Source organism: Hamadaea flava, assembly GCF_024172085.1.
In the GTDB taxonomy this organism is placed as follows: Bacteria; Actinomycetota; Actinomycetes; order Mycobacteriales; family Micromonosporaceae; genus Hamadaea; species Hamadaea flava.
In genome coordinates this window covers 5090171-5110451 of the sequence record NZ_JAMZDZ010000001.1, presented here as the reverse complement: position 1 = coordinate 5110451, position 20281 = coordinate 5090171, and the positions used below count along the sequence as shown (strand labels likewise).

Annotated in this window: 17 protein-coding genes and 1 pseudogene; 6 read left to right on the top strand and 12 right to left on the bottom strand. The window is 68.9% G+C overall.

The features are described from left to right. Window positions 1–2 precede the first annotated feature (2 nt). Together HDA40_RS24125 and HDA40_RS24120 are read right to left on the bottom strand one after the other, a co-directional pair. The gene (locus HDA40_RS24125; RefSeq protein ID WP_253759644.1) at window positions 3–371 is read right to left on the bottom strand and encodes a UCP033725 family protein; all 369 of its coding nucleotides are present in this window, start codon (window positions 369–371) and stop codon (window positions 3–5) included. Then, the gene (locus HDA40_RS24120; protein ID WP_253759642.1) at window positions 368–2206 is read right to left on the bottom strand and encodes an SseB family protein; all 1839 of its coding nucleotides are present in this window, start codon (window positions 2204–2206) and stop codon (window positions 368–370) included. The genes HDA40_RS24125 and HDA40_RS24120 overlap by 4 nt, the downstream gene beginning before the upstream one ends. Window positions 2207–2384: 178 nt before the next feature. On the opposite strand from HDA40_RS24120, the gene mycP reads away from it, so the two are divergent. Further along, complete coding sequence (mycP, locus tag HDA40_RS24115) at window positions 2385–3596, top strand: type VII secretion-associated serine protease mycosin (RefSeq protein ID WP_253759640.1); 1212 nt, start codon at window positions 2385–2387, stop codon at window positions 3594–3596. A gap of 239 nt (window positions 3597–3835) precedes the next feature. Here mycP and HDA40_RS24110 read toward each other — a convergent pair whose 3' ends face one another. The 3 genes from HDA40_RS24110 to eccB all read right to left on the bottom strand — a co-directional run bounded on the left by HDA40_RS24110 (window position 3836) and on the right by eccB (window position 6022). After that, on the bottom strand, window positions 3836–4132 hold the full coding sequence (locus HDA40_RS24110; RefSeq protein WP_253759638.1) for a WXG100 family type VII secretion target: 297 nt from the start codon (window positions 4130–4132) through the stop codon (window positions 3836–3838). Between the two features lie 17 nt (window positions 4133–4149). Further along, window positions 4150–4470, bottom strand: coding sequence for a WXG100 family type VII secretion target (locus tag HDA40_RS24105; protein ID WP_253759635.1), 321 nt, complete (start codon window positions 4468–4470; stop codon window positions 4150–4152). A 142-nt stretch (window positions 4471–4612) separates the two neighbouring features. Continuing rightward, window positions 4613–6022, bottom strand: coding sequence for a type VII secretion protein EccB (gene eccB / locus HDA40_RS24100; protein ID WP_253759632.1), 1410 nt, complete (start codon window positions 6020–6022; stop codon window positions 4613–4615). Between the two features lie 71 nt (window positions 6023–6093). Here eccB and eccE point away from each other — a divergent pair, with 71 nt between their 5' ends. The 5 genes from eccE to HDA40_RS24075 all read left to right on the top strand — a co-directional run bounded on the left by eccE (window position 6094) and on the right by HDA40_RS24075 (window position 12455). Beyond that, window positions 6094–7977, top strand: a complete 1884-nt coding sequence (gene eccE, locus HDA40_RS24095; protein WP_308197754.1) for a type VII secretion protein EccE — start codon at window positions 6094–6096, stop codon at window positions 7975–7977. 59 nt (window positions 7978–8036) lie between these two features. After that, window positions 8037–8411 carry a phage holin family protein gene (locus HDA40_RS24090; RefSeq protein WP_253759627.1) on the top strand — a complete coding sequence of 125 codons (375 nt, stop codon included), beginning with the start codon at window positions 8037–8039 and terminating at the stop codon, window positions 8409–8411. Between the two features lie 86 nt (window positions 8412–8497). Next, window positions 8498–9457: an EamA family transporter RarD gene (gene rarD, locus HDA40_RS24085; RefSeq protein WP_253759624.1), complete on the top strand. Its 960-nt coding sequence runs from the start codon at window positions 8498–8500 to the stop codon at window positions 9455–9457. Next, window positions 9429–11522, top strand: a complete 2094-nt coding sequence (locus HDA40_RS24080; RefSeq protein ID WP_253759621.1) for a PhoX family protein — start codon at window positions 9429–9431, stop codon at window positions 11520–11522. The genes rarD and HDA40_RS24080 overlap by 29 nt, the downstream gene beginning before the upstream one ends. A gap of 129 nt (window positions 11523–11651) precedes the next feature. After that, on the top strand, window positions 11652–12455 hold the full coding sequence (locus HDA40_RS24075) for an IclR family transcriptional regulator (protein ID WP_253759619.1): 804 nt from the start codon (window positions 11652–11654) through the stop codon (window positions 12453–12455). Window positions 12456–12462: 7 nt separating this feature from the next. On the opposite strand, the gene HDA40_RS24070 is transcribed toward HDA40_RS24075, so the two are convergent. The 7 genes and pseudogenes from HDA40_RS24070 to nuoI all read right to left on the bottom strand — a co-directional run. After that, a complete protein-coding gene (locus tag HDA40_RS24070; protein WP_372502928.1) occupies window positions 12463–13512 on the bottom strand; it encodes a polyprenyl synthetase family protein in 1050 nt (349 codons plus the stop codon). 140 nt (window positions 13513–13652) lie between these two features. After that, window positions 13653–15197 carry an NADH-quinone oxidoreductase subunit NuoN gene (gene nuoN, locus HDA40_RS24065; RefSeq protein WP_253759617.1) on the bottom strand — a complete coding sequence of 515 codons (1545 nt, stop codon included), beginning with the start codon at window positions 15195–15197 and terminating at the stop codon, window positions 13653–13655. Continuing rightward, complete coding sequence (locus HDA40_RS24060) at window positions 15197–16732, bottom strand: NADH-quinone oxidoreductase subunit M (RefSeq protein WP_253759615.1); 1536 nt, start codon at window positions 16730–16732, stop codon at window positions 15197–15199. The genes nuoN and HDA40_RS24060 overlap by 1 nt, the downstream gene beginning before the upstream one ends. Window positions 16733–16745: 13 nt before the next feature. Continuing rightward, window positions 16746–18659, bottom strand: coding sequence for an NADH-quinone oxidoreductase subunit L (gene nuoL, locus HDA40_RS24055; protein ID WP_253759612.1), 1914 nt, complete (start codon window positions 18657–18659; stop codon window positions 16746–16748). 7 nt (window positions 18660–18666) lie between these two features. After that, the gene (gene nuoK, locus HDA40_RS24050; protein WP_253763772.1) at window positions 18667–18957 is read right to left on the bottom strand and encodes an NADH-quinone oxidoreductase subunit NuoK; all 291 of its coding nucleotides are present in this window, start codon (window positions 18955–18957) and stop codon (window positions 18667–18669) included. A gap of 14 nt (window positions 18958–18971) precedes the next feature. Next, entirely contained in the window at window positions 18972–19748 is a 777-nt protein-coding gene (locus HDA40_RS24045) for an NADH-quinone oxidoreductase subunit J (protein ID WP_253759610.1), read from the bottom strand. 5 nt (window positions 19749–19753) lie between these two features. Then, window positions 19754–20281: pseudogene (gene nuoI, locus HDA40_RS24040) on the bottom strand (NADH-quinone oxidoreductase subunit NuoI); the annotation flags it as partial.

Sequence of the window (20281 nt, the reverse complement as noted above, 5' to 3'; positions counted from 1 at the left end):
GGTCAGACGCGTACTTCGCGGAGGTCGTTGACGTCCGCGACCGGGGCCCAGCCCTGGTAGACGCCGTAGTCGAACTCCTCGAGGCCGAGGTCGCGGGCCACCGGAGCCTTCCCGCCCGTGTACTCGACCCGGAACCACTTCTCGTGGCGGCCGAGCACGATGAACGGCTCGCCCCGCCAGGTGCACGCCGTGCGTACGTAGCAGAAGTCGTCGACCTGGGCGATCGGAAGCACCCGGACGTAGCGCCCGGGGCGTACCTCCTCGAAGCCGTCGGCCGGCTCGGGCAGGTAGATCCGCACGTCGTCGCCGTCCGGGCTGGCCTCATATTCCAGGCCCCGCCACCGGGCGATGTAGCCGTCGCGCACGGTCATTCCTCCTCGCCGACGAGTTCGCCCTCGATGGTGCCCTCCACGGCCGGTCGGCCCTCGCCGCCACCATGGTCGGGCGCTGGTGCGGGCTTGCGGGGGTACTCCCCGACCCGCAGCCAACGAGGCCCGTCGGCGTCGAGCACCGCGATGATCTCCTCGACGCCGTCCGCGCCTAGGCGCAGCAACCGGGCGCCGTGCGGCAGCCGCGCGCTGTCCACCTTGAACTCGGCGATGACCGTACTGGACTCGCCCGGGGCGAACCCGTTGCCGCGGAACGGCGACCGCTCGATGACCCAGCCTTCCATCGCCTTCATCGCGGCCTCGGTCTGTCCGCCGTACGGGATCCGATAGAGGCTCGGCCGGTACGCCGACCACCGCAGGATGAAGATCTCGTCGGCCTCCTCCTCGAACGGCGACCCTTGCCAGGTCAGCCCGAGCGCCTGCCGCATCTGGTCCGGCGTCTTGAGCTGGCCGACCTCGTGAGCCCGATGGACGAAGCCGGACACCCGGTCGTAACCGCGTTCGAGGTAGAAACCGATCTGGCTGGGCGAGATGGGTTTCTGCATCACCGTCGGCGGAGCGGCCTTCGGCGACACCGCCGGGACCGACGAGCGGATCTCGGAGGTCTCCTCGCTCGACAATCCCATCCGGCCGGCCCAGCTCGCCAGGGTCACCACCTGATCGCCGGGCAGCGTGGCGCCGACGGGCGTACCGGGGTTGACGGCGAACGACCACGTCTCGTCCGGCCAGGCACTGATGAGCTGGATGAACCGCACCCGTACGCACTGCCCAGCCTGGGCGCCGGCGCGCTCCGTCGAGGTGAACACCACGACGTAGGGCTGCCCGTCGATCTGCTGGGTCTGCCAGCCGAAGCCTGGATCGCCCGGCCGGAGCACCCCACGCGCGCTCGCCGCGACCGGGACGAGCACCTGAGCCAGCAGCAGCGTGGAGAGGAAGAGGTCGGTGTTGTCCACCTCGGCGGCGTCGAAGAGCTGCCGTTCGACCTCGTTCGCCGGGACGAAGGCGTCAGCGTGGCGGCCTCCGGCCGGGCGGCCGGCCGACTCCAGTTCCAGCAGCGGCGTTCCGTTGGACTGCCGTTGCTCCGGCTTGGGCGGCGGCGACGTGGGCGGCGGGCTCATCGGCGGGGCCGCTGGAGCCGGCGGTTCCGTCGGCGACGGGTTCATCGGGGCCGGATTCGTCGAGGCAGGGTTCACGGGCGGGTTCATCGCCGGGTTCACCGGGGGCGGCGCGTTCACCGCGGGCGGCGTCGTCGGGGCGTACCCGGTCGCTCCGGCCTGCGCGCGGGTGAGCGCCTCCAGGCGTTCCGCTCGCGACCGTGGTGGCGAGCCGTTCCGCCCACCCCGGTCCGTCCCGGGGGGCGTGGGCCGAGCATCCGGCCGAGCCTCCCGCATCGGGCCAGGTGGTTGCAGCCGAGGCGGCTCGGGACGGCTGAGTTCGGCCCGGATCTGCTGGGCGAGCTGAGCGATGAACCACGCCGGGAGATACCCCTCGATCGGGAGCCCCGGGTTCACCGCCAGCCACCACTCGTGGTTCGGCCACTGCTCGGCCAGCCGCAGATAGGGCACCGTACGCGCTGAGCCGGCGTTCTGCGCCAGGCAGGCGTACATCGCCTCGTAGGAGGTGAACGCGAGCACGTGCGTACGCCGGTCGGCGGTCCAGGTGCCCCAGCCGCCGGTGCCCTGAGCGGTGCCCTCCGGCGGCACCGGCAGGAGCAGTTCCAGCTGGGAGAGGATGTGAAAATACCGATCCTGATCCCCGGCACGCAGCGCGTCACGCAAGGCGGCTTCCGCCTGCGTGCTTGGCTGCCACTCGGCCAAGGTGTCCTCCCATGGTTCCGGTGCGCTATCACGTAGCTACCCCGCGCCTATACAACCTAACAAGAGGCGACCTCGCTGCGGGATATCCACCGGTGCTCTTCAACGGCATCCTTCTGCCGAGCCGCGGCGGATGCCCGGCTTGCGATAGCATCGGCCCCGGATTTGGGGGAGGCGATCTATGAGGCTGCGCGCTTTCGCGACGGTGTCCCTGCTGGGTGCCGCCTTGGTCGTGGTACCGGCGGCGCCCGCCCTGGCCAACTGCGAGGGCGTGAACTCGAGCCAGGCACCTGTCACAGATCCGCCAAAGGATGACAGCGGCAACTGGATGCTCGCGCGGTTCGCCCTGGGGCGGCTGCCGGCCACCCTGGACGGCCGGGGCGTCACCGTGGCGGTGCTGGACTCCGGTGTGCAGGCGACCCATCCGGCGCTCAAGGGCCGGGTGCTCGCCACCGGGAAGGACTTCCTGGAGGCAGGCAACACCACCAAGGGTCGGGAAGACTGCCGCGGCCACGGCACGGCGGTGTCCTCGCTGATCGCCGGCAACGTCCGGTCGGGCTTCCGTGGGATCGCCCCGGGCGCGTCCATCCTGCCCATTCGGGTCAACGAGACCGTCGGCGGCAGCGACGACGACGGCCGCAAGACCGACGACGGCAAGATCGCGGCCGCCATCGACTACGCGGTCGCCCAGGGCGCCGACGTCATCAACATCTCGTTCGCGTACCTGGACGGCGAAGCGGACCCGGACAAGCACAAGGTCTTCGCCGACGCCGTGCAGCGGGCGCTCGACAAGAACGTGGTCGTCGTAGCGGCGGTCGGCAACGACCCGAAGGCGAAGAACAGCTTCCCGGCCAACGTGCCGGGTGTCCTCGGGGTCGGCGCGATCACCAGCAACGGATCACTCTGGGGCAATTCCACGACGGGGACCTACGTCGATGTGACGGCCCCGGGTGGCGGCATCCTGACCGGCTGGACGCCGGGCATCTACACCGAGGCGCAGGGAACCAGCTTCGCCGCTCCGGTGGTGGCCGGCACGGTGGCCCTGCTCAAGCAGGCCCACCGGAACTGGACCGCCGCGCAGTACGTCAGCCAGATCATGGCGACCGCCGATCCGTCACCGGGTGGTAAGAACTCGAAGACCTACGGCGCCGGAGTGGTCGACCCGGTCCGCGCGGTCAACGAGGTGCCGGCCTTCGGGGCCGCGTTCAAGAATCCTCCCGCGGCGATGCCGGAAGAGGACCCGCAGATCGTGGCGGCGAAGCAGCGGGCCGCCGATCGCAAGGCGATGGCCCTGTGGCTGGCCCTCGGTGGCGTGGCCCTCACCGTCATCGTGCTACTCAGCTCGTCGATTCTTTTCAACGGCGCTCGGCGGCGGTGGCGTCCGGCCGAGTGAGCTCGGCTTCTGCGAGACAGTCCCGGACGACCCGAACGGCCGCGCTGCCAGGCAGCGCGGCCGTTTCGTTCACCGGATACGTTCACCGTGGATTCGGCGATCGAGTCGCCAGGGGAACTCGGCACACTTCGGGAACTCGGCACACTTCATGCCGACTGTCCAAGTGGGACATACAATGAGGACAAAAAGCAACGGCGGCAAGGACCGTCGTGGTCCTTGCCGCCGCCTTCGCTGGAAGATCAGCCGGCGAACAGGCCGGTGTTCTTCTTCTCAGTCGAGTGGTAGTGCGAAGCCGACTCCTCGAGCGCTCCCTTGATGTCCTGGAGCATCTGCGAGAGGTCGCGCGAAGCCGCACGCCACTGCGCCTGACGGCGCGAGTACGCCTCCTGCGCGTCACCTTCCCAGGTAGCGACCAGCTTGGAGGCGTCGGACTCGAGCGTGTCGAGCGAGCCGTTGAGCTTGGTCAGCGCCGACTGGATGTCGCCGGCTGCCTGCTGCATCGAGGCGAAATTTACGACAAGGCTGTCGTCGGACATTTCTGAACCTCCCCAGGTCAGAGCGACAGGTTGATGCCGCCGCGGTTGACGTTGTTCATCCGGCTCGACGACTCCGAGTCGGTGTTGGCGTAGCTCTTACCGGAGTCACGGATCGCGCTCGCCGTCTCCAGCAGCGCCTGCTGCAGCTTGGCCTGGTCCTGGTTCCACTGCTCCTTGACCTGCTGGAAAGACCGGCCACCGGCGCCCTTCCAACCGGACTGCAGAATCTCCAGGTTGCCCATCAGCGTCCGCAGCATGCTCTGAAGTTCACCGTTGGTGGACTCGAACTTGCTGGCAGTCGTCTCCATGAACGCGGTTTGTGCTGCCGTCTGGGACATGTGTCACCCCGCTCCCTGTCTAAAAATACGGGTCCCCACCGTCGACCTCTGTCCGATCGACGCACTGCGCAGAACGGTAGCCGCCCAAAACAAGCGACGCCACCCCCTGTGGATAACTCCATCAACTGAGCTGAACGGCACGTCAGCCCAGGGTCACGGTCGTCGCGGCGGCCGTCTGACTCAACTCCGCGCCCTGCGGCAACAAGGCGACGAGGTTCACGGGCATCTTGGACGGTTTGGCGGCGCTGAATCCCAAAGCTGCCAACGCGGCCGCGTCGCCGATCGGGAACTGCTGCCCCGCGTCGGTCACCAGGCTCACCACGCCGCTGGACGTCTTCGCCACGGTGTAGCCCTCGACCAGTACGCCACGGCCGCCCTGCACCGACACGTAATCGGCCAGCGGCGCGCCCGTCTTGGCGCTCTTGCCCGCCGTCCGCATCAGGGCCGCCACCGGCGGCACCGCGACGCCGTACCGGACCGAGGTGAAGCCGGAGTCGTCGGCGGCGGTAGCGCACACCGCGGAGTCGCCCCGGTCGACGGCCTTGATGGGCGTGCTCGGCGGCGCGCCGTCGCCCTGCGGGATCAGGCTCTTGCCGAGGTCGCCCGGAAGCTCCTGAATGGACGGCGGCGACACCCGCGGCTTCAGCAGCGCCGCCTGCACCTGCGTGATCTCCTGGAGGCTGCCCTTGGCGGCCACGAAGTACCGGTCGCCGGCCGGGCCGCGGAAGCGCATGACGTCGCCGACGTTGAAGTCGCGTACGCCGGACTTCTCGTCCATCGTGCCAGACACCGACGGCGCCTGGATCGGGTCGCCCTGGGCGAATCCGTTGAGGAACGCCCGGTCCACCTCGGGCAGTTGCTTCGGATCCTGGCTGATGCCGAGCGCGCCCAGGACCTCCGTGCTGACGTTCTTGATGAGATAGCGCCGCTGGTGCCAGATCAGCCAGGCGCCGTCGTCCCCCGGTACGCTCACCGCCATCCCGGTCTCGTCGGTCAGCGCCGTCCCGCCGTCGGCCACGCCGAGCAGGTTCCCGACGGCCAGCAGCGACCGCTGCCCGCCCTCGTCCGACGCCCCGTCCGTCACGGGCAGCGTGCATACGGTCCAGGTGCTGTTGATGAGACGGTCCGCCGTCGGCACCGAGTCGGGGGCGTCCGGGATGCCGACCATCGCACCCCGGGGCACCGTCGCGAGCGACTTGGCGCTCACCTCGATGACCGCTCGCTCGTTGCCGCCCGCGTACAGGAGGGCGGAGGCGAGATTCAGGGTGGGGTGCAGCACACCGTCCTTGAGGACGTAGTGCGCGCCGGTCCCCTTCTCCTGCAGCACGGCGTTCGTCTTCTGCTTCCACGTTTCGGACGCCCCGCCGGTGAACAGGGCGTACACCCCGAATCCGGCGATCAGCACGATGCCGATCATCAAGCTGGCGAATCCGGCGACCGTCACCCGGCGGAACGGGAACTGGGCCGGGTCGGTCTCACGCATCACCAACGCCGACACGACGCGCTGAACGGAGAACTGGTAGGAATGCAGCTGATCCTGCCTCGACGGCATCGTCCCTCCCCAAGTGACGCAAGACCCGCCTAGGATAGGCGGCCGGAGGAACGTGCCGCCGACCCACCTCGATGCGTCGGCGGGATCACCCGCTCACCGGTGTGCCGGGGCGGGCGGACCAGGGGGAGGCGAACCGGATGACGGTCGGCGTTGTGCATTCACCAACGTCCCTTCAGCCGACGGTTACCGGGGGCGCGCGACGGCGCAGCAACCCCAACCGTGTCCACAGTGGCCAAATCGTGGCCACCGAGCTGGCGGTGGCACTGCTGCTCGTCGGCCTGCTCTGGGGGATGGCGCCCACCATCGGCTTGGCCGTGGTCGCCGCCGCCCTCATCGTGCTGGCCTGGGCGCGGCTACGGGGCCGCTGGCTGTTCCAGTGGATGCGGATCTGGCTGAGCTACCGGACGCACCGCCGGAGCCTGGCGCCCGGCTCCGACGGCGCCGCCCTGCTCCAGTTCGTCCGGCCCGGCGTCTCCGTCGACAGGATGGAGCTCGACGGTGAGCCGGGAGCGGTGATCGCCCACGAGGAAGGGCTGACCGCCGTCCTGGAGATCGGCGACGACAGCCTGCTGCCGAGCGGTCTGCTCTCGGTGCCCTCGCCGGCCGGCCTCCTGCCGCCGCCCGCGCCGAACACGCCCCGGTTCCGGGTCCAGCTGGTCTACAGCTCCGTCCCGGTCGGCGGGCCGGGCGCCCCGGCTCAGGCGTACCGGCAGCTCACCGAGGGACGGTTGCCCGCCTCGGAACGCATGCTCATCGCGGTGCACGTGCCGGCCGCTGAGGGCTGGGAGGAGACCGACCTGCGCCGCGCGCTGAGCGGCGTGATCCGGAAGGTCCGTCGCAAGCTGGACACGATCCCGAGCCGGGTGCTCGACGACGACGCGGCGCTGCGGACGGTGTTGGAACTGGCCGCGCACGACGGGGCCAACCCGGTTCGCGAAGCGTGGTCCGGCGTCACCGCGGGCGGTCTGCTGCACGCCTCCTATCGCGTACGCCGCTGGCCCGATCTGCGGACCGAGGCCGCTCGGGACCTCGTGACACGGCTGATGGCGATCCCGGCCCGAGCGGTGACGGTCAGCCTCACCGCCGGCCCGTGGACGACCGGCGAGGCCGCCGAGATGCGTACCGACCTGGTGGTCCGGCTGACCGCCGCGGACCAGACGAGCCTGACGCAGGCCGACACGGCGCTGCATCGCGTCCTCGGCGCGGACCGCGCCGCCGCTCACCGCCTCGACGGCGAGCACCTCGAAGGCTTCTGCGACTCGCTGCCGCTGGGCGGCTCGGCCCCGGCCGACATGCCGACCGAGGTGGAGCACGGCATCTCCCGGCCGGCCGCGCCCCTGACGATGATGCGTACGCCCATCGGCTCCGCCGGTCTGATGATCGGCCCGAACCGCCGTCGCGAACCGGTGTCGATCCGGATCTTCCGGCCGCAGGCGACGCGGGCGATGCTCGTGGGCGGCACCCAGTCGGCTCAGCTGCTGACGCTGCGCGCGCTGGCCCTCGGCGCCCGCGTGGTCGTGCAGACGGCCCGTCCGCCGGCCTGGGAGCGGTTCTTCCGCAACCTGGGCGGCCCCAACGACTCCTTGGCCATCGTGGCGCCCGGGCAGCCGCTCGCGGTCCCGCCCGCGACTCAGTTGCGGCCGCTGATGATGGTGGTCGACGTCGGCCCGGTCGGGGCGGACCGGTCCGCCGGTCACCCGTGGCAGACGACGCTGGTGGTCCGCGAGGATCTGTCCCCAGTGGACATCGATGCCCTCGGGCATGCCGACATCGCGTTGCTCCAGCCCACCACGGCTGAGGCCGCCGCGCTGGCGGTCTCCGTCCTCGGTCTCAGCGACAACCAGCGGGAGGCGCTCAGCCGCCCGGTGCCGGGCCTGATCGGTGTGGTGCATCGCCGCTCGGTCCGCTGGGCGTCGCTCGGCACCGCGCCCATGGAGCAACAGCTTCTGGCGTAACGGGATTCGCGGCGAACTGGGGTATCGCCGGGTGTGCGGGCTTATGGCACGATGCGCGGATGGGCATCCTCCTCCGGTTGGCGGTGAACGCGGTCGCGTTATGGATCGCGACGCTCCTCATCAGCGGCATCTACCTCGACACCGACTCCGTGATCGGCCAGATCGGCACGCTGGTCGCGGTCGCCGCGATCTTCGGCGTCGTCAACGCGATCCTGCGGCCGATCATCAAGACCGTCGGCTGCGCGTTCTACGTCTTCACCCTCGGCCTGATCGCGCTCGTGGTCAACGGTCTGCTGTTCCTGCTGACCGGCTGGATCGCGGACCAGCTCGGGCTGCCGTTCAAGGTCGAGGGCGTACTGTCCGCGATTCTCGGTGCCCTGATCGTCGGGGTCATCAGCTGGGCGATCAACCTCGCGATCCCCGACAAAGACTGATAATCAACGTGTACGCCCACCGCAGTCCCCGGTGACGGAGACCACGGTGATCATCACGTACGCCCCGCCGGGCATAGGGTTGGCCGGTGAACGAAGTCCGGCGCGGCTACCTCCTGGGCATCGGGGCGTACGTGATGTGGGGGTTCTTCCCCCTCTATTTCAAGCACCTACAGGCGGCCGGGGCGGCAGAGATCCTCGCGCACCGGGTGGTGTGGTCGTTGACGACCGTGGCGATCATCGTCACGGCGCTTCGTCGTTGGCGCGCGGTAGCAGGGCTGCGGAGGCAACCGAAGCGGCTGGCCGCGATGGCACTGGCCGCCGTGCTCATCGCCGTCAACTGGGGCACCTACATCTACGGGGTGAACAGCTCCCGAGTCGTGGAGACCGCGCTGGGGTACTTCATCACGCCGTTGGTGGTCATCATGCTCGGCGTCGTGGTGCTTCATGAGCGCCTGCGCCGGGGTCAGTGGTTCGCGGTCGCGGTCGGCGTCGTCTCCGTGGTCGTCCTCGCCGTCGACTACGGGCGGCTGCCCTGGATCGCCTTGACCCTGGCCTGTTCGTTCGGCCTGTACGGGCTGGTCAAGAAGCGGGTCGGGCTGCCTCCGGCGGACGGCCTGCTGCTGGAGTCGGCGGTGCTGGCGCTGCCCGCCATGATCTACCTGATGACGCTGCGCCACAGCTCGTTCGGGTCGGCGGGGGCGACGCACACCTTCCTGCTGGTCTTCTCGGGGATCGCGACCGTGGTACCGCTCATGATGTTCGCGGGCGCGGCCAACCGGATCCCGTTGTACGGCATCGGCATGCTCCAGTACATCGGGCCGATCATCCAATTCGGGCTCGGCGTCTTCTGGTTCCACGAGCCGATGCCGACCGCCCGGTGGATCGGTTTCGCACTGGTCTGGCTGGCTCTGGGCATCTTCAGCGCGGACGGCTTCGTCCACCTGACCAGGCAGCGTTCAATCGCCGTTCACGTGGTGGAAGACGGTGGATCATCTGCCGCACTTACCGTCCGGCCTCATGACACGGAAACCACTCCCACTGCTTAGCAGCGGCCACAGTGGCGGCAGCCGCTCGGCCATGACGTGCCTCTATCGCTGTGGCAACGCCTGCGACCATCCGGCGCCGAACGAGTCCGGCAACGAATACTTCGGGGACATGGCTCGGTCCGAGGTCTCGCGCCGGGGCGTACTGCAGGCGGCGGGGGCCGGAGCGATCGTGCTGGGTCTGGCCGGCGCCGGTGTCGCCGGATCGTCCGAGGCCGCCGAGGCGGCTCACGGTGCGGCCGAGAACGCGGCGAACAGCTGGCGGCCGGGCCGGGGCCCGCAGCCGCTGACCTTCGGGGCCGTCGAGCCGAACACGGCTGACGCGCTGACCGTAGCCGCCGGGTACGCCCAGAGCGTCGTGATCCGCTGGGGCGACGCGGTCGTGCCCGGCGCGCCCGCCTTCGACGCGTACAACCAGTCGCCGGCCGCGCAGGAAAAGCAGTTCGGCTACAACAACGACTTCGTGGCGATCCTGCCGCTGGACCACTCCGACCGCCACGCGCTGCTCGTGTGCAACCACGAGTACACCAACGAGGAGCTGATGTTCCCCGGGTTCACCGGGCTGGCGAATCTCACGGTCGAGCAGCAGAAGACGGCGATCGCCGCGCACGGCATGTCCGTAGTGGAGATCGAGCGCGTACGCGGCACCGGCCAGTGGCGCCCTGTGGCGCACGGTCGGCGCGCGTACAACAGGCGGATCAGCGCCCTGTCGACGAAGTTCCGGCTGACCGGCCCGGTCGCGGGCACGGCTTCGGTGCGTACGGCGGCGGACCCGGCGGGCCGGACCGTCATCGGCACGCTCAACAACTGCTCCGGCGGCGTGACCCCGTGGGGCACGGTGCTGTCCGGCGAGGAGAACTTCAACCAGTACTTCGTCGGCGCCGACGGCGCGCCCCAGGAGGCCAAGGCCAGCCTGGACCGGTACGGCATCAGCACGGCGACCCGCTACCCGTCCGGTTCCCGGCAGTGGGACAAGGCCGACCCGCGCTTCGACCTCACGGCGACCCCCAACGAGGCCAACCGGTTCGGCTGGATCGTCGAGGTCGACCCGTTCGACCCGGACTCGACCCCGCGCAAGCACACCGCGCTGGGCCGGTTCAAGCACGAGGCGGCGAACATCGTGATCGCCCCGGACGGCCGGGTGGCCGTCTACATGGGTGACGACGAGCGCTTCGACTACCTCTACAAGTTCGTCACGCACAAGCGATACCGGCCGGGCGACAACCGGCACAACCTGACCCTGCTGGAGTCGGGCGACCTGTACGTCGCGAAGTTCTCCTACACCAGTGCGGCCGAGATCGACGGCTCCGGCAAGCTCCCCGGCGACGGCGCGTTCGACGGCTCGGGGGTCTGGCTGCCGCTGGTCAAGGACAACCGGTCGATGGTCGAGGGGATGACCGTCGAGCAGGTCCTGGTGCACACCCGCCTGGCCGCCGACAAGATCGGCCCGACGAAGATGGACCGCCCGGAGGACGTCGAGGCGAACCCGGTCACCGGCCACATCTACGTCGCGCTGACCAACAACACCCAGCGCGGCACCGCGGGCAAGGCGGCCGCGGACGAGGTGAATCCGCGCAACGCCAACAAGCACGGGCACATCCTGGAGTTGGTCGAGGATCGGGGCGACCACGCCGGGACGTCCTTCACCTGGTCGATCCCGATCGTCTGCGGCGACCCGGCGGACCCGGCGACCTACTTCGCCGGGTACGACAAGACCAAGGTCTCCCGGATCTCCTGCCCCGACAACGTCATGTTCGACCGCTCGGGCAACCTGTGGATCTCCACCGACGGCAACGCCTTCGGCACCAACGACGGTCTCTTCGCGGTGCCGCTGTCGGGTCCGGAGGCCGGACATCTCAAGCAGTTCCTCACCGTTCCCAAGGGCGCGGAAACATGCGGTCCGGCGTTGACTGGTGACGGTGAGTCACTGTTCGTCGCCGTCCAGCACCCGGGTGAGTTCAGCGGCGCGAGTTGGGACAGCCCCGCTTCGGTGTGGCCCGACGGCGACCACGCCAAGCCCGGCATCGCGGTCGTGTGGCACCCGGACGGCCGGTCGATCGGCCGCTAACCGTCCTTTCCCGACATACCACTGTGGCAGTCGGCGCTCTTCTCGTCGAGGGCGTCGACTGCCACACGTGTTTCCGCCTATTCTTGAAGACCGGAAGCCGATGTCACCCACTGTGATTGAGGAGCGGCCATGCGTGAGCCCCGGGCGGAGCCACCCAATCTCGTGCAGAGCGTCTCCCGGGCGCTGCGAATCCTCGAAGCAGTCGGGCGTGAACCGACCGGCCTGTCGGTCAAGCAGATCGCCAGCCGCTGCGACATGAGCGCCACCAGCGCGTACCACCTGGTCCGGACGCTGCACTACGAGGGATACCTGACGCGGCTCGCCGACGGGGCGTACACGACAGGCTTGGAGGTCGCCGACCGGTTCCGCGAGCTGGTGCATGCTTTCCGCGGCCCGAGCGCCGTCGGCGACGTGCTCCGGCGGGCCGCCTGGGAATCGGGATACAGCCACTTCCTGGGCAGTTTCGTCGACAAGCGCATCGTCATCACCGCGGTGGCCGAAGGCCGCAGCTCGCCGTACGTCGAAGACCTGGTGCCCGGCTTCGACGACGGGGCGCACGCGACCGCGTTGGGCAAGTCGTTGCTCAACACGCTCAACCCGGTGCAACGGCGCCGTTACCTGGAGTTGTCCGGACTTCGCAGATTCACCCGGAACACCCTGGTGTCGGTGCAGACGCTGGAAGCCGACCTCGCGCGCGGCGAACGACTCGGCATGCAGGTCGAGATCGCGCAATACCGCCCCGACTTGGCATGCGGTTCGGTCCTCATCCGGACGCACCGCGACGAGAACCAGCGATTCGTGGTCGCGTGCGCCACGCCGGCCGGCGACCTCCAGAAGAAGGCCACCCTGGTACGCACCCGGCTGCAGCAGACCGCGCTGCACTTACGGGAGGCGCTCGCCCAGACGGAAGCGCCTGCCCCGATGACCTTCTGACCCCGGATCAACTGCTGCGGTCCGCCACCACGTCGCACAACCCGGCCAGCGCGGTTCGCGCGGGCACATCCGGAAGCGCCGTCAAGGCGTCGCGCGCTCTGTCGGCGTACCCGTGGACTGTCTGCCGCGCGCGCTTGAGTGCGGCCGAGTCGCGCAGCAGGCCGAGCGCCTCCGCGTGGAGCGCGTCGTCGGTGAGCGGGCCAAGGGCGAGGATCTCGCGCAGACGCTGAGCGTCGGGCGAGGAGTCATCGTCTGCGAGCGCGTAGAGGACGGGCAGGGTGGGCACGCCCTCGCGGAGGTCCGTGCCCGGCGTCTTGCCCGACTGGGTGGACTCGCTGGCGATGTCCAGCAGATCGTCCGAGAGCTGGAAGGCGATCCCGATGGTCTCGCCGTACTCGCTCAGCGCGCGAAGCAGCGGCTCCTCCACCCCGGACACCATCGCGCCGAGCCGACTCGACGTCGCGATCAACGAGCCCGTCTTCTCCGCCAGTACGCGCAGGTGGTGGCCGATCGGGTCGGCGTCGCGCGGGCCGATGGTCTCCGCGATCTGGCCGTGCACGAGCCGGGCGAAGGTCTGGGCCTGCAGCTTGACCGCCTCGGTGCCCAGATTGGCCGCGAGTTCGGCGGCCTGCGCGAAAAGGTAGTCGCCGACCAGGATGGCCAGCGAGTTGCCCCAGCGGGCGTTCGCGCTCGGCGCGCTGCGCCGCAGCTTCGCCTCGTCCATCACGTCGTCGTGATAGAGCGTCGCCAGGTGCGTCAGCTCCATGACCGCCCCGGCGTCGGCGATCCGATCCGGATCGGGCTTGCCGAAGTATCCGGTCAGGATCACCAGCAGCGGCCGGAACCGCTTGCCCCCGGCGTCGAGCAGATGCCGCGCCGCCTCCGCCACGAACGGGTCGGCGCTGTCCACCGACTCGACGATCCGATCCTCCACCCGCACCAGCGCGGCGGTGACCTCCGACTCCAGTTCGGAGTCGGGGAGACCGAGCCCCGTTCGTCCACCAGCCGTGTTCACCACGTCCCCCACCCTGTCATATCGCCGTCCCCCGTCCAGCATGCCCCCGCCAGTACGCGTCCGCCCCCGGGGCTGATCAACAGATCATCCCAGGGGGCGGGGCGCAGGCGTAACTCAGTGGACGTTTAACGGCGAAGCTCGCCGCTGAATCACTCAACGGACGAAGCTCGCCGCTGAATCACTCAACGGACGAAGCTCGCCGCATTTGTCGTCAGTTCGATGAGCGGCTGCGGCACCACGCCCACCGCGATCGTGATCACGACGCCGATGACAAGCGCGGCCGCGGTAAGGGCGCCCGGGATCGACACCGACGGAGTGGACTCACCCGGCTCGGAGAGCCACATCATGACCACCACCCGCAGGTACGGGAAGGCCAGGATCATGCTGCTCACCACGCCGACGATGATCAGCCAGGACGAGTCGCCGCCGCCGGCCGCCGAGAAGACCGCGAACTTCGCAGTGAAACCGCTGGTCAACGGGATACCGGCGAAGGACAGCAGGATCACGGTGAACACCGTGGCGTAGAACGGCGAGCGGCGGCCGAGCCCGGCCCACCGGGACAGGTGCGTCGCCTCACCGTCGGCGTCGCGGACCAGGGTCACCACGGCGAACGCCGCGATCACCGTGAACCCGTACGCGACCAGGTAGAACATGACGCTCGACAGCCCGTCCTTGCTGCTGCCCATGACGCCGACCAGCAGATATCCGGCGTTGGCGATCGCCGAGTATGCCAGCAGCCGCTTGATGTCGGTCTGGGTGACCGCCAGGATGGCGCCGACGATCATGGTGAGCGCCGCCACCGCCGAGATGATCGGGGCGTACTGCCACTCGACGCGGTCGAAGCCGACGTAGAGCACCCGCAGCAGACCACCGAAGGCGGCCACCTTGGTGCAGGCCGCCATCAGAGCGGTGATCGGCGTCGGCGCGCCCTGGTAGACATCCGGCGTCCAGACGTGGAACGGCGCGGCAGCGGCCTTGAAGAGCAGACCGATGGAGAGCAGCGCCAGGCCGGCGTACAGGAGGACGACGGGGTTCTTGCTGTCCTGGGCGGCCGCGTGGATCTGGGCGAAGCCCACCCCACCCGAGAACCCGTAGAGGAGCGCCAGGCCGAACAGGAAGAACGCCGACGCGTACGCCCCGAGCAGGAAGTACTTCAGCGCGGCTTCCTGCGAGATCAGCCGCCGGCGACGGGCCAGCGCGCAGAGCAGGTAGAGCGGCAGCGAGAAGACCTCGAGCGCGATGAACATCGTCAGCAGGTCGTTCGAGGCGACGAAGAGCATCATCCCGGACAGCGAGAACAGCGCCAGCGGGAACGTCTCGGTCGCCCCACTCCCCGTCTTGGCCTGTTGCTGGTCGGCCTCGGAGCCGACGGTGATCGCCGCCTGGGCGACGAACGGGCCGCCCCGCTCCAGCGCGCGCTCACCGATGAGCAGCAGCGCCACCGCGCCCAGCACCACGATCGCGCCCTGGAGGAACAGCGCCGCCTTGTCCACCGCGACCGCGCCCCCGGCGGTGACCGCGTTGTCGGCGGTCACCTTGCCGATCCGGGCGATGATCGCGATGAACGCGCCGACCAGTCCGGCCAGCGCCACGACCAGCTGTACGCCGTACCGGCCCTTCCGGGGCACGAAGGCGTCGACGAGGATCCCGACGCACGCCGCGCCGAACAGGATCAGCATCGGCGCCAGTGCCGCGTAGTTCAGGTGCGGCAGAGTGAGGTTGTCCATTACTTGCCCGCCTCAGTCGTGGAGTGGGTTGGTGCGGGGTCCTGCACGCCCAGGTCCTGCTGCAACGTGACCGACACCGCCGGGTTGATCACGTCGAGGACCGGCTTCGGGTAGAAGCCGAGGACCAGCAGCAGCGCGATCAGCGGCGCGACGACCAGGATCTCCCGCTTGGAGATGTCCTGGCGCAGCCCGCTGACCTCCTTCAGCGTCGGGTTGAGCGTGCCCTGCATCGTCCGCTGGAACATCCACAACACGTACGCCGCCGCGAGGATGATCCCGACGGTGGCGATCACGGCGGCGGTCTTGTTGACCGTGAACGTGCCGATCAGCACCAGGAACTCGGAGACGAAGGGCGCCAGCCCGGGAAGGGCCAGCGAGGCCATCCCCGCGAAGAAGAAGACCCCGGCGAGCGCCGGAACCAGCTTGCCCGCGCCGCCGAAGTCGCTGATCGCGGCGCTGCCGCGCCGGGAGACCAGCATGCCGACGACGAGGAAGAGTAGGCCGGTCGCGAGCCCGTGGTTCAGCATGTAGAGCACCGCTCCGGTGGCCGCCTGGGTGGTGAAGGCGAAGATGCCGACCCCGATGAACCCGAAGTGCGCGATCGACGTGTACGCCACCAGCCGCTTCAGGTCGTTCTGGCCGACCGCCAGCAGTGCGGCGTACAGGATGCCGACGACCGACAGCGTGATCGCCAACGGGGCGAAGTACTTCGACGCCTCCGGGAACAGCGTCAGGCAGTACCGCAGGATGCCGAACGTCCCGACCTTGTCCATGACGCCGACGAGCAGCGCGGCCACCCCGGCCGGGGCGGCGCCACCGGCGTCCGGCAGCCAGGTGTGGAACGGGAAGAACGGGGCCTTGATCGCGAAGGCGAGGAAGAACCCGAGGAACATCCAGCGGCCGGCGCCGCGCGAGAACTCGACGCTGGTGAGCGTCTGCCAGTCGAAGGTGTGCCCGCCCAGCACCCACAGGCCGATCACGGCGGCCAGCATGAACAGACCGCCGACCAGGGAGTACAGGAAGAACTTCACCGCCGCGTACTGCCGCTGCTTCTGCGGCACGTCCGCGCCGTAGGAGCCGATCAGGAAGTACATCGGGACCAGCATGATCTCGAAGAACACGTAGAAGAGCAGGACGTCGGTGGCGGCGAAGACGCCGATCATCGAGCCCTCGAGGAACAGCAGCAGCGCGAAGAACGCCGGTACGGAGCGACGGCTGTCCTGCTCCGCGTGGTTCCAGCTGGCGATGATCACCAGTGGCACCAGCAGAGCGATCAGGCCGAGCATCACCAGGGCGATGCCGTCCGCGCCGAAGCTGAACCGCGCGCCCCAGGCCGGGATCCAGGTGTAGCTCTCGGTGAGCTGCAACCGGTCGCCGCCTGGCTGGAACTTGAACCAGGCGACAACCGCGACGACGAGGACGGCCACCGACACGACCAGCGCGATCAGCTTCGCCAGGGCGCCACGACTACGCGGCAGGCAGGCCACCGCGATCGCACCGGCCAGCGGCGCCGCCGTCATGATCGATAGGTACATCACAACCTCGCCATCAGAGCGTGACCATCAAGAACGCGCCCACGACCACAAGCGCGCCGGTGAGCATGGACAGCGCGTAGGAGCGCACGAAACCGTTCTGGAGCCGCCGGAGCCGGCTCGACCCGCCGCCGGTCAGCGCGGCCAGGCCGTTCACCAGCCCGTCGACCCCGCGGTTGTCGAGGAACACCAGACCGCGGGTGAGCCAGCGGCCGGGCTTCTCGAAGACCGCCTCGTTGAAGGCGTCCGCGTACAGATTGCGCCGGGCCGCCGTGACGAACGGGCCGGCCGGCTGCTCCACCAACGCGGTCCCCCGGCGGAACAGGAGGTACGCGAACCCGGCGCCGATGACGGTGACCGCGACGGACAGGAGTGCGCCCTCGACCGCCGTGATCCGGTGGACCTCGTCCACGACGCCCTCGGGGTCGACGACCGGGGTGAGCCAGTCGAGGACACTGGTCTTCATCAGGAAACCGGCCACGATGGAGCCGATGGCCAGGAAGATCAGCGGGATCGTCATGATCGCCGGGGACTCGTGCGGGTGCACGGGCACGGGTCCGCTTGCGGATCCGTGTTGCGGCTCAGTTTCGGTCCAGCGCTTCGGGCCGTGGAAGGTGAGCACGAACAGCCTTGTCATATAGAAGGCTGTAAGTCCTGCTCCAGCAAGAGCGACACTCCCGAAGAGCCAGCCCGTCCACCCGGGCCGGTTGAACGCCGCCTCGATGATCGGGTCCTTGGTGTAGAAGCCCGACAGCGGCGGGATGCCGATGATCGCCAGCCAGCCCATCATGAAGGTCAGCCAGGTGATCCGCATGTACTTGGCCAGCCCGCCGAAGCGGCGGATGTCGGTCTGGTCGTTCATCCCGTGCATGACCGAACCCGCGCCGAGGAACATGTTGGCCTTGAAGAAGCCGTGCGCGAGCAGGTGGATGATCGCCAGGGCGTACGCCGCCCCGCCGAGTCCGACGCCCAGGAACATGTAGCCGATCTGGCTGACGGTCGACCAGGCCAGGACACGCTTGATGTCGTCCTTGGCGCAGCCGATGATGCAGCCGATCAGCAGGGTCAGGGCACCGACGCTCACGACCACGGTCTGGAGCGTGTGGTTGGCCGAGAAGATCGGGTTCGACCGTGCGATCAGGTACACACCGGCGGTCACCATCGTCGCGGCGTGGATGAGGGCGGAGACCGGGGTCGGGCCCTCCATCGCGTCCGGGAGCCAGGACTGGAGCGGGAACTGGCCGGACTTGCCGGTCGCGCCCAGCAGGAGCAGCAGGCCCATCATCAGGACCGTGCCGGCGGCCAGGCTGCCCACGCCGTCGAAGACCTTGTCGTAGTCGGTCGTGCCGAGCGTGTAGAACATCAGGAAGATGCCGAGGGCGAAGCCCGCGTCACCGACCCGGTTCATCAGGAAGGCCTTCTTGCCGGCGGTCGCCGCCGAGTTCCGGTTGTACCAGAACGAGATCAGCAGGTACGACGCCAGACCGACGCCCTCCCAGCCGAGGTAGAGCATCACATAGTTGTTGCCCAGCACCAGCAGGAGCATGGCCGCGACGAACAGGTTGAAGTACCCGAAGAAGCGGCGGCGTCCCTCGTCGTGCGCCATGTAGCCCACGGCGTACAGGTGGATGAGCGAGCCCACGCCGGTGATCAGCAGCACGAAGACCGCCGACAGCGGGTCGAAGAGCAGGCCGAACCCGACGTCGAGCTTGCCGGACTGGATGAAGTCCCATAGGTGGACCTGAACCGCGCGGTTGTCGGACGGCAGGTCGGCGAGGCGGATGAAAGCGATCAGGCCGAGCACGAACGACGTCCCCGTCGCGAGTACGCCGAGCCAGTGTCCCCACTTGTTGGCCAGCTTGCCCGACAGCAGCAGGAACGCCGCGCTGACCGCCGGGATCGCCACCACCAGGGTGATCAATGTCTGCATTGCGACCTCAGTACTTCAGCAGGTTCGCGTCATCGACGCTGGCGGAGCGTCGCGTACGGAAGATGGCCATGATGATGGCGAGGCCGACGACGACCTCGGCCGCGGCGATGACCATGGAGAAGAACGCCATGATCTGGCCGTCCAGCGAGCCGTTGATCCGGCTGAAGGTGACCAGCGAGAGGTTGGCCGCGTTCAGCATCAGCTCGATGCACATGAACAGGACGATCGCGTTCCGGCGGATGAGCACGCCCACCGCGCCGATGGTGAACAGCGCCGCCGAGAGCACGATGTACCACATCGGAGTCACTTCGATCACCGGCCTTCCGTGTGCTTGTCGGCGACCTCGGCGGCCGTGAGCTCCCGGGTCGGCAGGATCGGCGAGATGCTGCGCTGGGCGGGCGTGCCGTCCGGGAGCTTCGCCGGGGTGGCGATCGAGGTCGAGGTGGCGAAGACACCCGGACCCGGCTTGGGGCCGGGGTAGTTGCCCGGCGCGAACCGCGCCCGCATCATGTCCGGCTGGTTGATCTTGTCTTCCTTGCGCTTCTCCACGTGCGCCAGCAGCATCGCGCCGACGGCGGCGGTGATGAGCAGCGCGCTGGAGATCTCGAAGGCGAAGACGTACTTGGTGAACAGCAGCGAGGCGAGGCCCTGGACGTTGCCCTTGGCGTTCGCCTCGTCGAGCCCGGTGACCGTCATCTTCTCGACCACGCGCAGCAGGCCCGTGCCGAGCAGGCCGGCGAAGCCTACGCCGAGGATGATCGCGGCGGTCTGCTGACCGCGCAATGTCTCGATCACGGCGTCCGAGGCGTCCCGGCCGACGAGCATCAGCACGAAGAGGAACAACATCATGATCGCGCCGGTGTAGACGATGATCTGCGTCATGCCGATGAACGGCCCGGCCTGCACGATGTAGAAGACACCGAGACACAGCATCGTCAGCACCAGCCAGAGCGCGGAGTGCACCGCGTTACGGCTGGCGACCATGCCGATCGCGCCGATGAGCGCGATCGGGGCCAGGACGAAGAAGACGACCTTCTCGGAAGTCGCCACCCCACCGGCCGCGGCCGCTAGTTGAAGTGCGCTAGTCATCGCCCCTCAGCTCCCACCGAGACACCCGGGTTGGTCGGCCCGCTCAGGTAGTAGTCCTTCTCCGTCTCACCCAGATACATCGGGTGCGGCGGCTGCTCCATCCCCGGCAGCAGCGGCGCGAGCAACTGCTCCTTGGTGAAGATCAGCGCCTGGCGGTCGTCGCGGGCCAGCTCGTACTCGTTGCTCATGGTCAGCGAACGAGTCGGGCAGGCCTCGATGCACAGGCCGCAGAAGATGCACCGGGCGTAGTTGATCTGGTAGATGCTGGCGTACCGCTCGCCCGGGGAGAACCGGGCCTCCTCGGTGTTGTCGCCACCCTCCACGTAGATCGCGTCGGCCGGGCAGGCCCAGGCGCACAGCTCGCACCCGATGCACTTCTCCAGGCCGTCCGGATGCCGGTTGAGGACGTGCCGGCCGTGGAAGCGGGGCGCGGTCGCGTCCGGCTTCTCCGGGTACTCCGTGGTCACGACCTTCTTGAACATGTGCGAGAAGGTGACCCCGAAGCCCTTGGCCATTCCGGTGAAGGCACCCAT

What these genes read in the sequence shown, in the direction of transcription:
- eccB (WP_253759632.1), bottom strand. Translation starts at nt 6,022, where the DNA reads ATGCCGTCGAGGCAGGATCAGCTGCATTCCTACCAGTTCTCCGTTCAG.
- HDA40_RS24090 (WP_253759627.1), top strand. Translation starts at nt 8,037, where the DNA reads ATGGGCATCCTCCTCCGGTTGGCGGTGAACGCGGTCGCGTTATGGATC.
- eccE (WP_308197754.1), top strand. Translation starts at nt 6,094, where the DNA reads ATGCGTCGGCGGGATCACCCGCTCACCGGTGTGCCGGGGCGGGCGGAC.
- nuoK (WP_253763772.1), bottom strand. Translation starts at nt 18,957, where the DNA reads ATGTGGTACATCGTGCTCTCGGCGGCGCTGTTCACCATCGGCGCGGTG.
- HDA40_RS24045 (WP_253759610.1), bottom strand. Translation starts at nt 19,748, where the DNA reads ATGACTAGCGCACTTCAACTAGCGGCCGCGGCCGGTGGGGTGGCGACT.
- HDA40_RS24110 (WP_253759638.1), bottom strand. Translation starts at nt 4,132, where the DNA reads ATGTCCGACGACAGCCTTGTCGTAAATTTCGCCTCGATGCAGCAGGCA.
- HDA40_RS24060 (WP_253759615.1), bottom strand. Translation starts at nt 16,732, where the DNA reads ATGTACCTATCGATCATGACGGCGGCGCCGCTGGCCGGTGCGATCGCG.
- HDA40_RS24125 (WP_253759644.1), bottom strand. Translation starts at nt 371, where the DNA reads ATGACCGTGCGCGACGGCTACATCGCCCGGTGGCGGGGCCTGGAATAT.
- nuoN (WP_253759617.1), bottom strand. Translation starts at nt 15,197, where the DNA reads ATGGACAACCTCACTCTGCCGCACCTGAACTACGCGGCACTGGCGCCG.
- HDA40_RS24070 (WP_372502928.1), bottom strand. Translation starts at nt 13,512, where the DNA reads ATGCTGGACGGGGGACGGCGATATGACAGGGTGGGGGACGTGGTGAAC.
- HDA40_RS24080 (WP_253759621.1), top strand. Translation starts at nt 9,429, where the DNA reads ATGACACGGAAACCACTCCCACTGCTTAGCAGCGGCCACAGTGGCGGC.
- mycP (WP_253759640.1), top strand. Translation starts at nt 2,385, where the DNA reads ATGAGGCTGCGCGCTTTCGCGACGGTGTCCCTGCTGGGTGCCGCCTTG.
- nuoL (WP_253759612.1), bottom strand. Translation starts at nt 18,659, where the DNA reads ATGCAGACATTGATCACCCTGGTGGTGGCGATCCCGGCGGTCAGCGCG.
- HDA40_RS24105 (WP_253759635.1), bottom strand. Translation starts at nt 4,470, where the DNA reads ATGTCCCAGACGGCAGCACAAACCGCGTTCATGGAGACGACTGCCAGC.
- HDA40_RS24075 (WP_253759619.1), top strand. Translation starts at nt 11,652, where the DNA reads ATGCGTGAGCCCCGGGCGGAGCCACCCAATCTCGTGCAGAGCGTCTCC.